The sequence below is a fragment of the Streptomyces sp. Y7 genome, from assembly GCF_043195415.1.
GTDB lineage: Bacteria > Actinomycetota > Actinomycetes > Streptomycetales > Streptomycetaceae > Streptomyces.
This window is the reverse complement of the sequence record NZ_JBIDDQ010000002.1, coordinates 1,013,602-1,026,554: the sequence shown is the minus strand read 5'-3', so window position 1 is coordinate 1,026,554 and position 12,953 is coordinate 1,013,602. Positions and strand designations below refer to the sequence as shown.

The 12,953-nt window shown below is 72.4% G+C and carries 10 protein-coding genes; 6 read left to right on the top strand and 4 right to left on the bottom strand.

The genetic code is table 11. The features are described 5' to 3' along the window. The first annotated feature begins 296 nt into the window (after nucleotides 1-296). Complete coding sequence (locus ACGFW6_RS10225; RefSeq protein WP_393506661.1) at nucleotides 297-1,688, top strand: family 2B encapsulin nanocompartment shell protein; 1,392 nt, start codon at nucleotides 297-299, stop codon at nucleotides 1,686-1,688. Next, nucleotides 1,675-2,961, top strand: a complete 1,287-nt coding sequence (locus ACGFW6_RS10220; RefSeq protein WP_393506659.1) for a SufS family cysteine desulfurase — start codon at nucleotides 1,675-1,677, stop codon at nucleotides 2,959-2,961. The genes ACGFW6_RS10225 and ACGFW6_RS10220 overlap by 14 nt, the downstream gene beginning before the upstream one ends. Nucleotides 2,962-3,232: 271 nt before the next feature. On the opposite strand, the gene ACGFW6_RS10215 is transcribed toward ACGFW6_RS10220, so the two are convergent. Beyond that, the gene (locus ACGFW6_RS10215) at nucleotides 3,233-5,311 is read right to left on the bottom strand and encodes a SpoIIE family protein phosphatase (RefSeq protein WP_393506657.1); all 2,079 of its coding nucleotides are present in this window, start codon (nucleotides 5,309-5,311) and stop codon (nucleotides 3,233-3,235) included. A 268-nt stretch (nucleotides 5,312-5,579) separates the two neighbouring features. Here ACGFW6_RS10215 and ACGFW6_RS10210 point away from each other — a divergent pair, with 268 nt between their 5' ends. Together ACGFW6_RS10210 and ACGFW6_RS10205 are read left to right on the top strand one after the other, a co-directional pair. Continuing rightward, nucleotides 5,580-6,452 carry a hypothetical protein gene (locus ACGFW6_RS10210; protein WP_393506655.1) on the top strand — a complete coding sequence of 291 codons (873 nt, stop codon included), beginning with the start codon at nucleotides 5,580-5,582 and terminating at the stop codon, nucleotides 6,450-6,452. Nucleotides 6,453-6,621: 169 nt separating this feature from the next. Then, on the top strand, nucleotides 6,622-7,002 hold the full coding sequence (locus tag ACGFW6_RS10205; RefSeq protein WP_393506653.1) for a hypothetical protein: 381 nt from the start codon (nucleotides 6,622-6,624) through the stop codon (nucleotides 7,000-7,002). A 25-nt stretch (nucleotides 7,003-7,027) separates the two neighbouring features. On the opposite strand, the gene ACGFW6_RS10200 is transcribed toward ACGFW6_RS10205, so the two are convergent. Then, nucleotides 7,028-8,188, bottom strand: coding sequence for a M20 family metallopeptidase (locus ACGFW6_RS10200; RefSeq protein WP_393506651.1), 1,161 nt, complete (start codon nucleotides 8,186-8,188; stop codon nucleotides 7,028-7,030). Nucleotides 8,189-8,475: 287 nt separating this feature from the next. On the opposite strand from ACGFW6_RS10200, the gene ACGFW6_RS10195 reads away from it, so the two are divergent. Continuing rightward, nucleotides 8,476-10,491, top strand: a complete 2,016-nt coding sequence (locus ACGFW6_RS10195) for an FAD-dependent oxidoreductase (protein WP_393506649.1) — start codon at nucleotides 8,476-8,478, stop codon at nucleotides 10,489-10,491. 52 nt (nucleotides 10,492-10,543) lie between these two features. Continuing rightward, complete coding sequence (locus ACGFW6_RS10190; protein ID WP_393506647.1) at nucleotides 10,544-11,095, top strand: PadR family transcriptional regulator; 552 nt, start codon at nucleotides 10,544-10,546, stop codon at nucleotides 11,093-11,095. Nucleotides 11,096-11,137: 42 nt separating this feature from the next. Here the strand turns inward: ACGFW6_RS10190 and ACGFW6_RS10185 are convergent, their stop codons facing one another. Together ACGFW6_RS10185 and ACGFW6_RS10180 are read right to left on the bottom strand one after the other, a co-directional pair. Next, nucleotides 11,138-11,683: a hypothetical protein gene (locus tag ACGFW6_RS10185; RefSeq protein ID WP_393506645.1), complete on the bottom strand. Its 546-nt coding sequence runs from the start codon at nucleotides 11,681-11,683 to the stop codon at nucleotides 11,138-11,140. A gap of 201 nt (nucleotides 11,684-11,884) precedes the next feature. Continuing rightward, nucleotides 11,885-12,868, bottom strand: a complete 984-nt coding sequence (locus tag ACGFW6_RS10180; RefSeq protein ID WP_393506643.1) for a fibronectin type III domain-containing protein — start codon at nucleotides 12,866-12,868, stop codon at nucleotides 11,885-11,887. Between the last annotated feature and the right edge of the window lie 85 nt (nucleotides 12,869-12,953).

Genomic DNA, 12,953 nt, shown 5'->3' with positions numbered 1-12,953 from the left:
GGAATTCAAAAGCTGCCATACGGGGCCAAATCGAGTCCTCTGTAGGGCAGTTGACCGGGCTTCGGGCCGGCGGTCCTCCTCGCGTCGCGGAACACGGTCCGAGGCTCCGCCACTGGTGGCACCCCCGGCCCGAGCGGACGGGCGAGCCGCGCGCGCCTCGCTCGGGGGCGCGGGTTTTCGGCCCGGACCGCGTCCCCCGGTGCCGTGCGCACCTTGTGAGGGGCAGTTGCTGCCTGCACGATCGGCGTCGCTCGAACGAAAGTCCACTCCGGAGCGATCGACCAGAGGAGCCCCCTGTGACGACCGACCGCATCAGCCTCGGCCCCGATGCCGCCCGGCAGCTCGCGACCACGACGAAGACCACACCGCAGATGCGCGGCGTCACACCGCGCTATCTGCTGCGCGCCCTGCCCTGGGTCGATGTGGAATCAGGTGTCTACCGAGTCAACCGGCGCCGCACGTACGTGCTCGGCGACGACCGCATCAGCACCCACACCGACGAGGGAGGTCCTCGCGTGGTGCCGGGGGACTTACGCGAGATTCCGTACCTCCGCGAGTCCGACGACGCGTCCCTCGGCCAACTGGCCGACGCCTTCACGGAGATGAGCTTCGAGCCCGGTCAGGTGCTGGTGCGGGAGGGGGACCCCGCCGAGCATCTGTGGGTGATCGTCCGGGGCCGCGCCGAGAAGCGGACCACCGGCCGGTACGGCGACGAGGCGCTGATCCAGGTCATCGGCGACGGACAGTACTTCGACCTGGACGCGTGGACCCGGGGCGAGCCGCTGCCGTACGCCGTGAAGGCGGTCACGCCGGGCGTCGCGCTGCGCGCCGAGCGTTCGGCGCTCGCCGGGCTCATGGACCGCGACGACGCGCTGCGCGGTGCGGTGGACTCGTACACCGCGGGCGGCATGCCCACACCCGGTGCCGAGGCGCCGATCGACCTGAGCGGCGGGCACGTGGGCGAGGTCGACCTGCCGAGCACGTACGTGGACTACGAGGACGCGCCCCGCGAGTACCACATGACGCTCGCGCAGACCCGGATGATGGTGCACTCCCGCGTCGCCGACCTCTACAACGGGCCGATGGACCAGACCCGCACACAGGCCAACCTGACCGTCCAGGCCCTGCGTGAGCGGCAGGAGAACCTGATGCTCAACCACCCCGAGTTCGGGCTCCTGAACAACGTGCCGGCCGGCCAGCGCGTGCAGGCGCGCACCGGTGCGCCCACCCCCGACGACCTCGACGAACTGCTCGCGAGGGTGTGGAAGCAGCCCGCCTGCTTCCTGGCGCACCCCCGGGCCATCGCCGCGTTCGGGCGCGAATGTACCCGGCGGGGAGTGCCGCCGGTGACGGACAGCCGCTTCGGCAGCCCGCTGCTGACCTGGCGGGGTGTGCCGCTGCTTCCCTCCGACAAGGTGCCCTGCCCGAACGGCTCAGGAGACGCCGCCGGGACCACCGAGATCCTGCTGATGCGGACCGGCGAGGCGGAGCAGGGCGTGGTGGGGCTGCGCCCCGCGGCGGTGCCGGACGAGGTCGAACCCGGCCTGTCCATGCGGAACATGGGCATGGACCGGAAGGGAATCACGTCGTACCTGATGACGGCCTACTTCAACACCGCGGTGCTGGTGGACGACGCCGTCGCCGTTCTCCAGAACGTCGAGGTGTCCACGTACCATGACTACTCCTGACGTCACGGCCCGGCCGTCCCGGGCGGCCGACCCGTTCGCCGGGTTGCGTCGACCCGGACGTTTCAGCGCCGAGTCGGTGCGCCAGGACTTCCCGATCCTGCACCGCACCGTCAACGGCCGTCCCCTCGTCTGGCTCGACAACGCGGCCACGACACAGAAGCCGCGCCAGGTCATCGAGGCGCTCGCCGCGTACTACGGCGCCGCCAACTCCAACATCCACCGCGGCGCCCACACCATGGCGCGGGAAGCCACCGAGGCGTACGAGGCGGGCAGGGCGGCCGTCGCCGACTTCCTCGGCGCTGCCGGCCCGGACGGCATCGTCTTCGTGCGCGGCACCACGGAGGCCGTCAACCTCGTCGCCCAGAGCTGGGGAAGGGCCCACCTCGGGCCCGGCGACGACATCCTGGTGCCGGTCCTGGAGCACCACTCGGACATCGTGCCCTGGCAGATGATCGCCAGGCAGACCGGCGCCCGGCTCGTACCGGTCCCCCTCACCCGGGACGGCGGGATCGACCAGGACGCGTACCGCGATCTGCTGTCCTCGCGGACCCAACTCGTCGCGATCAGCCACGCGTCGAACGTCCTCGGCACCGTCCCGCCGGTCAAGGAGATGACGGCACTCGCCCACCGCTACAACGCCAAGGTGCTGGTCGACGGCGCCCAGGCGGTCGGCCACTTCCCGGTCGACGTACAGGATCTCGACGCGGACTTCTACGCGTTCTCGGGCCACAAGCTGTTCGCGCCGACCGGTATCGGCGCCCTCTACGTCAGACCGGAACTCCTCGCGGGGATGGCGCCGTGGCAGGGCGGCGGGAACATGATCGAATCCGTGGCTTTCGGGGAGACCACCTTCGCGCCGGTGCCGCACCGGATGGAGGCCGGCACCGGTCACATCGGCGGAGTCGTCGGACTGCTCGCCGCCCTGAACTGGCTGACGTCCCTGGACCGCGAGGCCGTCGCGGTCTACGAGGGGGACCTGATGGCGTACGCGCGCGACGCCCTCGCCACGGTTCCCGGACTGGAGCTGATCGGCTCGGCGCCGGACCGGATCGCGGTGCTCACCTTCACGCTCGCGGGGCAGGACCCGGCCGCCGTCGCGGACTGGCTCGACCGTGACGGGATCGCCGTCCGCGCGGGCCACCACTGCGCCCAACCGGCCCTCGCCCACTACGGACTGCGGTCGGCGGCACGTGCCTCGCTCGCGCTCTACAACACCTACGGGGAGGTGGACCAGCTCGTCGCCTCACTGCACAGACTGCAGGAGGCCGCCTGACGGCGGGAACCGGCACTGACGGATACGGGCCCGGGGCCGCGCGACCGGAAACGGCGCACGGCCCCGGAGCCGACCGCGTCAGGCGGCCGGTGTCCGGTCCGGCGGCCGTGGCAGGTTCCCGTCCGGGGCCGTCTGAAGAATCGTTCGGTCCGGGGTTCGCGTCCGGGGCCGGGGCGGGGCCGAGGCTCGGGTTCGGTCCGGGGTCCACGTCAGGGCGCGCGGGTCCGTTCCGGGGCCGCCTCCGGGCCGGTTGAGGAATCGTTCGGCCCGATCAGCTCGTGGGCAGCACGCGCGCGATGAGCAGGGCCACGTCGTCGGAGTTGTCCGGCTGGTGCAGGGTCCGCAGGAGGAGGTCGCAGCATTCCTCCAGCGGGCGGTCGGGGTCGTCGAGGAGCTCCAGCAGGGCGTCGAGGCGCTCGTCGAGCAGATGCTGACGTGTCTCGACGAGACCGTCGGTGTAGAAGACGAGCTGGTCGCCGGGTTCGAGGTCCACGGTCGTCGTCGAGAAGGCGACGCCGCCGACACCCAGCGGCGCTCCCGTGGGCAGTTCGAGGAGTTCCGGGTCATGGCCGTGGCGCACGCGCGCGGGCGGCAGATGGCCGGCGTTGGCGATCCGCACCTGTCGCAGCTTCGGGTCGTGCACGGCGTACACGCAGGTGGCGATGGAGTGGTCGAGGCCCTGGGTGATCTTGTCGAGGTGTTCCAGGAGGCGGGTCGGTTCGAGGTCCAGGGAGGCCAGCGTGTTCGTCGCGGTGCGCAGCCGGCCCATGGTCGTGGCGGCGTCGATGCCGCTGCCCATCACATCGCCGACGACGAGCGCGGTCTTGCCGCCCTCCAGCGGGATCACGTCGAACCAGTCCCCGCCGACCTCGGCGGTGGCGCCCGCCGGCTGGTAGCGGGAGGCCACCTCCAGGCCGCCCGTCACCGCGGGGTGGCTGGGCAGCAGGCTGCGCTGGAGGGTCAGGGCGGTGTCGCGGGCGTTCTGGTACCAGCGGGCGTTGTCGATCTGCACGGCCGCACGCGCGGCCAGTTCCCGGGCGAGCAGCAGGTCGTCGTCGCTGAACGGCAGCGGATTGCGGGTGCGCTTGAGATCGAGGGCGCCGAGCACCTCGCCCCGTGCGATGAGCGGCACCGCCAGATAGGAGTGCACGCCGGCGCGGCCGAGCTGCACGGCGGCCTCGGGGGAGCGGGCGATGCGCGGCAGGTCCTTCTCCTCGACGCGGGCGAGCAGCACCGGGCTCGCGGTGCGCACGCACTCGGTGACGAGGCGGTGCGGGCCGTAGCGGGCGACCTCGCCCGGCGGATCGGCGGCGTCGAGAGCCTCCGTGGGGTGGTCGGCCTGGACGGCCAGGGCACGGATCACCGCCGCCTCGGCGGGGCCGAGGCTCCTGCGCCGGCCGTCCACCACGGCTTCGAGGAGGTCGACGGCCGCGATGTCGGCGAGCTCCGGCACGGCGACCTCGGCCAGCTCGCGGGCCGTGCGGTCCAGCTCCAGGGTGGTGCCGATGCGCGCGGAGGCGTCGGCGATGAGATCCAGGCGGCGCCGCGCTGTCTGGGCTTCGAGCGCGGCCTGGTGCTGTTCGGTGATGTCGACGGCCATCCCGGCCACGCCGAGCACCGTGCCCGCCGTGTCCTCCAGGCGGTACAGCGAGACGGACCAGAAGTGCTCCCGGTCCGGATCGGCGGGCGTGCGGCCCACGATGCGCTGGTTGACGACCGGCTCGCCGGTGCCCAGGACCCTGCGCAGGGCCGCCTCGACGCCGTCGGCGTCGACCCCGGGCAGCAGTTCGCGCGGTGTGTGGCCGATGTGGTCCTCGGCCGGGATGCCGTTGAGCCGGGCCAGTGCCGCGTTGACCGAGACGTAGCGCAGTTCGGTGTCGAGGACGGCCAGGCCGATCGGGGCCTGCGCGATGGTGCGCGTGGACAGGGCGACGTCCCGCTCCAGCCGGCGGACCGTCGTTCGGTCGGCGCACAGGCCCAGCGCGTAGACGTCCCCCTGGTCGTCCAGCAGGCGCATGTTGCGGAACTCCACCAGGCGCGTGCCGCCGTCCTTGCGCCGGATCGGGAACGCCCCGGCCCAGCCCTCACCGGTCTCCATGACGTCGGCGAACAGCTTGACGACGAGGTCCAGGTGCTGTTCGTGGACCATGATCCGGGCGGCGTACTCGCCCAGTGCCTCCTGGGCGGAATAGCCGAACAACTCCTCGGCCTGGGGGCTCCACAGCACGATGCGCCCCTCGATGTCCAGCACGACCGAGGCCATGCCGAGGACATCGAGCAGCCCGCTCGGGCCCACCGGCCCGCGCACCGGCTCGTCGCCCCCGGCGACGGGAGATTCGGCTGCAGACATCCCACGCACCGCCTTCGCCCATCCTCGCGGCACGCCGTTCCCCCGTGCCGACTCCCCTTGTTCTACCGTGTTCAACCGTCTCCGGGCCCCCTCGGTCGCTCACCTCCACCATCCCTCAACACGGCGGCGGGCGTCCCCCGAAGGCGGCACCGGGGCACGCGACTGTGGCCGATCAGACAGCGGGTGTTCTCCTTCTTGGTCTGTACATGACTACATCACCCCGCCAGACTGTCGCCGACACGCCCCCACCCCCCGAGGAGCCCCTCCCATGGCCCTGCGTGCCCGGCAACGTTGTCATGCGGTTCTGACCTGCCTCGTCGCCCTCGCCTCCGCAGCCGTGATGTCCTCCGCGGCGCCCGCGCAGGCCGCCGACACCTGGACGGAGGTGGGCTCCGACCGTGCCGATCCGCTGACCGAAAGCCAGGGGCTGACCTCGGTCGAGGTCCCGGCGAACAGCGCCAACCGCTACACCGGCATCGGCACCATCCCCTTCTCGGTCTCCACCCGCGGCTGGAACCACGTGGGCGACCCCGACGCCTCCTACGACGGCTACTACGTGGAGCCGTACCAGGCGGACTCGGGCACCGCCAAGATGTTCCGGGTGCAGGCGCCGAACGGGGCCTGGTCGGAATACGTCCACACGCTCGGCTCCGGGGAGGCGCTGAACAACTCCTTCGTCGCCATCGCTCCCGCAGGCCAGTGGATGGTCTCCGGCGAGTGGGGCACCATGACCCGCCTGCTCGTCCACCCCACCCCGGGGGTCAACCCGAGCACCTCGCCCTCGGCGAACCTCCCCTGGACCTCCAGCATCCGGCTGGACCACGCCGTACGCGACGTGCAGGGCTGCGACTTCCTCGACGCGAAGACGCTGCTGTGCTCCTCCGACGACCCGGCGGGGACCCTGTTCGGCATGACCAAGCCGCTGCTGCGGATCGACCTGTCCGCCGAGCCGGGCAGCTCGGACGTCACCGGCCATGTCACGGCCTTGCGCCAGCTTCCGCTGCGCAGTTCCTGCTCGGGCAGCTTCGAGACGGAGGGCATCGACTACGACCGCCGTACCGGCACCCTGCGCGTGATCGTCATCTCGCCCGGCTTCTGCGTGCTGACCGACAGCAAGACGTACAAGTTCACGCGCGGCTGAGGCGGGCGCGGACGGGGGACGGCGGCTCCCGCGCGGGCGGGCTCCGGCGGTCCGGGCCGGCGGGGCCCGCCGGTAGTGCTCCGGCGCGGGTGGTGCTTTTCTTGGGTTGGGGTCCGGTTCCGCGGGCTACCCGTGGCACCGCGAAGCGGCCACGAGAGGAGCGATCACGATGGAACGTGAACGACTGCACGAGGAGCCCGTCTCCGTCGAGATCAGCGGATGCAGCAAGGAAGACGCCCGGATCGTGTTCGACGCGCTGTGCACGTGCTTCGAGTCCGACCGGGGCCCCGAGGACGTGCCGCAGCAGCTCCACGAGACGCGCCCGATGGTGTGGCTCGGCACGTTCGAGGTGACGGACACGCAGGAGTGCCCGGCACCCGCCCGGCTCTCGTCGTCCGTCGAGGCCGACGCGCAGGGCGGCTACTGGGCCATCGAACGGCTCCGTACGACGCTGGACTCCCTGTTCACGGTGCATGACCTGGCCTCCGCCTCGGGCGACCAGGAGCGAGAGCTGCACGTGGTGCTGGAGAGCCGCTCCGGCGCCTCCTGACCGAGTCCGGCAAGGGCGAGCTCGGTCAGGACGGGCCCAGCAGGCCGAGCACGGCGTGCCGGTAGACGGCGTGGACGGCGGGCAGGTCCTCGAGGCAGGCCCGCTCGTCCACGCCGTGCAGCCCCGCGTAGCGCACGCCGAAGCCGGCGGTGGCCGGGATGCCCTCGCCCGCGAGCAGATTGCCGATGTTCGAGGGGCCGGCGGTCCTGGCCCGCACGTTCAGCCCTGCCCGCGCACCGGCGTCCAGGAGCGCCGCCGCGGGCTGCTCCTCCTCGGCCAGCCGGTACGGCGGCCAGGACGCCACCGGCGTGATCACGGTCGGGCGCGGGGCGGGCACCCTGGCGTCGAGCTCGCCGACCGCGTCGCGGACCAGCCGTTCGGCGTCGTGGGCGTCGAAGCCGGGAGTCGTGCGGATGTCGACCCCGAGTTCGCACAGGTCGGGCACCACCGAGAAGCCCTGGCCGCCGTGGCAGAAGGTCAGCGTCAGCTTCGGCGGCAGCGGGAAGTCGCCCTCGGCGCCCGGTAGCCCCGACTCCTCCAGGAGCCGCACGAGACGGGCGGCGCGGGAGACCGCGCCCGGCGCGGTGCCGCGGGACCCCGAGTGGCCCGCGGCCGCGTGCACCGCGATCGTGGCCCGCCACAGGCCGCGGCCGCCGACCACCACCTCGTCGAGCCCGGGGTAGCCGATCATCACCCCGGCCGGACGGACCGCCTCGGAGTCGGCGAGATAGGCGCGGGCACCGCCGAAGCCGCCCGTGTGCTCGTCCACGTCGAGCAGGACCGCGAGCCCGCCTCGCAGGCCGGCGGCCCGGTCGTGCAACTCGGCCGCGATGGCGCAGAACATCGCCGCGGCGAGCTTGGAGTCCGCGGCGCCCCTGCCGCGCAGCCAGCCGTCGACGACGTCACCGCAGTCGGGTGGGAACGTCCAGGCGCTCTCGTCCCCGTACGGCGCGGTGTCGACACAGGCGTCCAGCGCCCACCAGGGGCCGGGCAGGCCGCCCTCGACCTCGACCAGCAGGCCGACGACACCGCCGTCGTGGCCGTGCAGGCGGCGATACGGCAGCTCACGCGCGGCCAGCCAGTCCTCCAGGACGCCGAGGACGGGGCCGTAGGGGTCGATCCCGGCACGGCTGGGGCAGCGGATCAGTCGCTGGGCGAGGTCGATGACGTCGGCGTGTGCGGTCATGGGGTCACTGTGCCCGACGGCGAGTTGGGGTGGGCCGGGACGCGTGGCGGCCGCGGGGTCGCGGGTGGTTGCTCGCGCAGTTCCCCGCGCCCCTTGAGGACGTGCAGCGGGCCTACCTCAAGGGGCGCGGGGAACTGCGCGACCAGCCCCGACGCACCCGCAGCCTCCACTCGGCGCCCGCGTGAGTGGCCCGTGTCACCCCGCCCCGGTTGTGCAACTAGTTGCATAAAGGCTTCCCGGTCCTCTACAACTACGTCAGGCACGACACCGCGCACGGAGGGGCCCCGATGAGCCGTTACCCGCACCTGCTGAGCCCGCTGGACCTGGGCTTCACCACGCTGCCCAACCGCGTCCTCATGGGCTCCATGCACGTCGGCCTGGAGGAGGCCGAGCGCGGCTTCGAGCGCATGGCCGCCTTCTACGCGGAGCGCGCCCGCGGGGGAGTGGGCCTGATCGTCACCGGCGGCATCGCCCCCAACGACGAGGGCCGGCCCTACGAGGGCGGCGCCAAGCTCACCACCGACGCGGAGGCCGAGCAGCACAAGGTCATCACCGAGGCGGTGCACCGCGAGGGCGGCCGGATCGCGATGCAGATCCTGCACTTCGGCCGGTACGCCTACCACCAGGACCTCGTCGCCCCGAGCCCGCTCCAGGCGCCGATCAGCCCCTTCCCGCCGCGCGAGCTCACCGACGCCGACGTCGAGCGGACCATCGACGACTACGCCCGCGCCGCCCGCCTCGCCCGTCAGGCCGGCTACGACGGGGTGGAGATCATGGGCTCCGAGGGCTACCTCATCAACGAGTTCATCGCCACCCAGACCAACCGGCGCACCGACCGCTGGGGCGGCGCGTACGAGAACCGCATGCGGTTCCCGGTCGAGATCGTGCGCCGGGTCCGCGAGGCCGTCGGCGAGGACTTCATCATCGTCTACCGGCTGTCCATGCTGGACCTCGTCCCGGGCGGCTCCACGCTGGACGAGGTGATCACGCTGGCCAAGGCCGTGGAGGCCGCGGGCGCGACCATCATCAACACCGGCATCGGCTGGCACGAGGCGCGCATCCCGACCATCGCCACCTCTGTCCCCCGCGGCGCCTACACCTGGGTCACCAAGCGGCTGATGGGCGAGGTGTCCGTCCCGCTCGTCACGACCAACCGCATCAACACCCCCGAACTGGCCGAGGAGTTGCTGGCCGACGGCTGCGCGGACATGGTGTCGATGGCCCGTCCGATGCTCGCCGACGCCGACTTCGTCGCCAAGGCCGCGGCCGGCCGGCCCGAGGCCATCAACACCTGCATCGGCTGCAACCAGGCCTGTCTCGACCACACCTTCAGCGGCAAGATCACGTCCTGCCTGGTGAACCCGCGCGCCTGCCACGAGACCGAGCTGATCCTCTCCCCGACCCGGCTGCGCAAGCGCGTGGCCGTGGTGGGCGCCGGACCCGCCGGGATGGCCTGCGCCGTCAGCGCCGCCGAACGCGGCCACGACGTCACGCTGTTCGACGCCGCGGGCGAGATCGGCGGGCAGCTGAACGTCGCCCGCAAGGTCCCCGGCAAGCAGGAGTTCGACGAGACGCTGCGCTACTTCCGCCACCAGCTCGACTGGCAGGGCGTCGACGTACGGCTGAACACCTGGGTGTCGGCCGAGGACCTCGCCGCCTACGACGAGGTGGTCGTCGCCACCGGCGTCACCCCGCGCGTCCCGGAGATCCCCGGCATCGACCACCCGAGCGTGGTGGGTTACCTCGACGTCCTGCGTGACGACGCCCCCGTCGGCCGGCGCGTCGCCGTCCTCGGCGCGGGCGGCATCGGCTTCGACGTCGCCGAGTTCCTCACGGACGGCGGCGACAAGGCCAGCGAGGACCCGGCGACGTACTTCCGGAACTGGGGCGTCGACATGGACTACACCGGACCCGGCGGCCTCGCCGCCCCCGAGCGCCCGGCCCCGCCGCGCACGGTCTACCTGCTCCAGCGCAAGACCTCCAAGGTCGGCGCGGGCCTCGGCAAGACCACCGGCTGGATCCACCGCACCGAGCTCAAGCACCGCGGCGTCACCATGGTCCCGGGCGTGCGCTACGACCGCATCGACGATGCCGGACTGCACGTCACCGCCGGCGAGGAGAGCACCGTCCTCCCGGTCGACACCGTCGTGCTGTGCACCGGTCAGGAGCCGCGCCGCGGTCTGTACGAGGCGCTGGTCGCCGCCGGGCGGAGCGCGCATCTCATCGGCGGTGCCGACGTGGCCGCCGAACTGGACGCCAAGCGGGCCATCAAGCAGGGCACCGAGCTGGCGGCGAGCCTGTAGGGCGCACGGGCGCGGTCGCGGCCGGGCCGCCGCACGTCCCTAGGATGACCCCATGTCCCTCCCGTACGCGATCCTCACCGCCCTGCTCGAAAAGCCGTCCTCGGGGCTGGAGCTGACCCGCCGGTTCGACAGGTCGATCGGGTACTTCTGGTCGGCGACACACCAGCAGATCTACCGCGAGCTGGGAAAACTGGAGGGCGAGGGGTTCATCCAGACCCTGCCGTCACAGCAGCCGGCCCGTGGGCAGAAGAAGAGCTACGAGGTCCTGCCCGCGGGCCGCGCCGAACTGGCCCGCTGGACCGCCGCCTCCCAGGACCCACGGCCGCACCGCGACACGCTGCTGCTGCGGATGCGGGCCGCGGCCGTCGTCGGGGCCGCGGGCCTCGAAGCCGATCTGCGTCGCCATCTCACCCTGCACCAGCGCCAGTTGGCCGAGTACGAGGAGATCGAGAAGCGCGACTTCCCGCCCGGCAGGGACAGCTCGCAGGACCGCTTGCGGCACCTGGTGCTGCGCGCGGGCCTCGATCTGGAGACCTTCTGGATCCAGTGGCTCACGCACGCCCTGGACGAGTTCGCCGAACTGCCGGGGCACGAGCCGGCGTGAGCCGCGGCGCCCGGCGGTCCGGCCGGGCGCCCGCACGCCGGGTCAGAGGCGGAACGGCTTCGACGACTTGCGGCGCAGGTACCAGGCCGCGCCCGCGACACCCGTGCCCACCAGGAGTCCGCCGCCCACCAGCGTGAGCGTGCCGTAGTCCTGGCTGCCGCCGCCCACGCCGCCCATCACACCGCGCGACGGCGAGGCCGTGGCCGTGGCCGAGATCGTGGGCCTGACGCTGGGCGAGACGATGACGGACTGGGTGCCCGCCGTCGTGCCGTCCGAGCAGATGACGATCACCGTGTAGGTGCCGGCGCTCACGTTCGACCACGCCGCCGACTGGAGCGCGCTCGTTCCCGACAGGGAGACCTGACGCCCCTGCGAGAAGTTCGCCTGGCGGCTGTTGAGCAGCGAGGCGGTGCCCCAGCTGCCGTTGACGTTCGTGCAGTCGCGGGTGGTGACGGAGACCGTGGATCCCGTGGTGCTCACGGAGATGCCCGATTGGGCCTCGGCCGGGCCGGCGGCCACGAGGAAGGAAAGTGCGGAGGCGGCTGCCACGGTAAGGCCCGAGCGGAGGAAGAGCGATGAGTTGCGCATGTGAATGCCCTCCGGCGGCACGGTCGGCGGTACGTCCGTTGCGCCGCCGAGGGTCGGGAACGCCCGTGCTGCCTCAGGGGTAGCCAACGCGCCCCGGGGCCCCGTCGCATGCGGGCATCCCCCGGACAGGTGATGTGCTGCTGCAACCGGGCGACATCGGCCCGGCTCGGCCACGGGCCCGTCACGGCGACGGCGGCGGCCTCAGCCCCGGGCGCCGGTCGTCACCTTCAACTCCGTCGAGAAGCCGCCCCACGTGCCGTCCGGCAGCCTGCCCCGGATCCGCACGCGATGGCTCACACCGCGCTCGGGGCCCAGGTAGAAGCTGTACGTGGCCCGCTCGCGCGGCGCGCTCCCGCCGTACACCAGCGAGGTCGCCGGGCGGCCGTCGAGATGGATCTGGTACTCGGTGATGACGCCGTCGGCGCGCGGCGGCACCCAGCGCAGTTCGAGGTAGTACGCCCCGTCCGAACGACGGGTCGTCGCGGCCTCGAACCGGGTCGGCGCGGTGCCGCGCCCGTCATCGCTGCCCGGTGTGCTGAGGCGAACGGTCGTCGTCGCCGGCGAGAGGTTGTCGGCGGCGTCCCGGGCCCGGACGGTGAAGGCGTAGCGGGTGCCCGGCCGCAGTCCGGTGACGACGGTCGCCGTCTGGTTGCCGCCCACACTGTGGATCTTCGCCTCGCCCTGATAGATGTCGTACGACACCACGTCCCGGTCGTCCGTGGCCGGTGACCACGACAGCTGCACCGCCCGACTGCCCACGACACGTCCATCGGCCTTTCCCGGGCGGGTCGGGGCCGACCGGTCGGCGGCCACGGCCTTGGGCGTCGTGGCCCGGACGGTCTTGCTCGGCGGCCCCAGACGCCCGTCCGTGTCCCGGGCCCGCACGGTGAAGGCGTAACTGGTGGACGGCTTGAGCATGGTGACATCCACCATGTGCTCGGCACCCGGCACTTCCTTGACCTTCGTGGTGCCCCGATACACCTCGTAGACCTTGATGGCGCGCTCCGCGGTGACGGCGTTCCACATGACGTGCACGCTGGTCGCGCTGCCGGCGGCGGCCGTGACGCCCGTGGGCGCTCCGGGCAGCCGGCCACCGCTCTCCCCCTCCGGTTCACCCCAGGTGCAGGAGGACAGCAGCGTGAACACCGCGCAGACGGCGGATACGAGAACGAGAACGCGTCGCACGACTCTGCCTCCCGGGGGCGGCCTCGCGGCAATGGTCCGGACCAATATGGCGCGGCTGACGCGATCACATCAAGAGGGCGTCGCC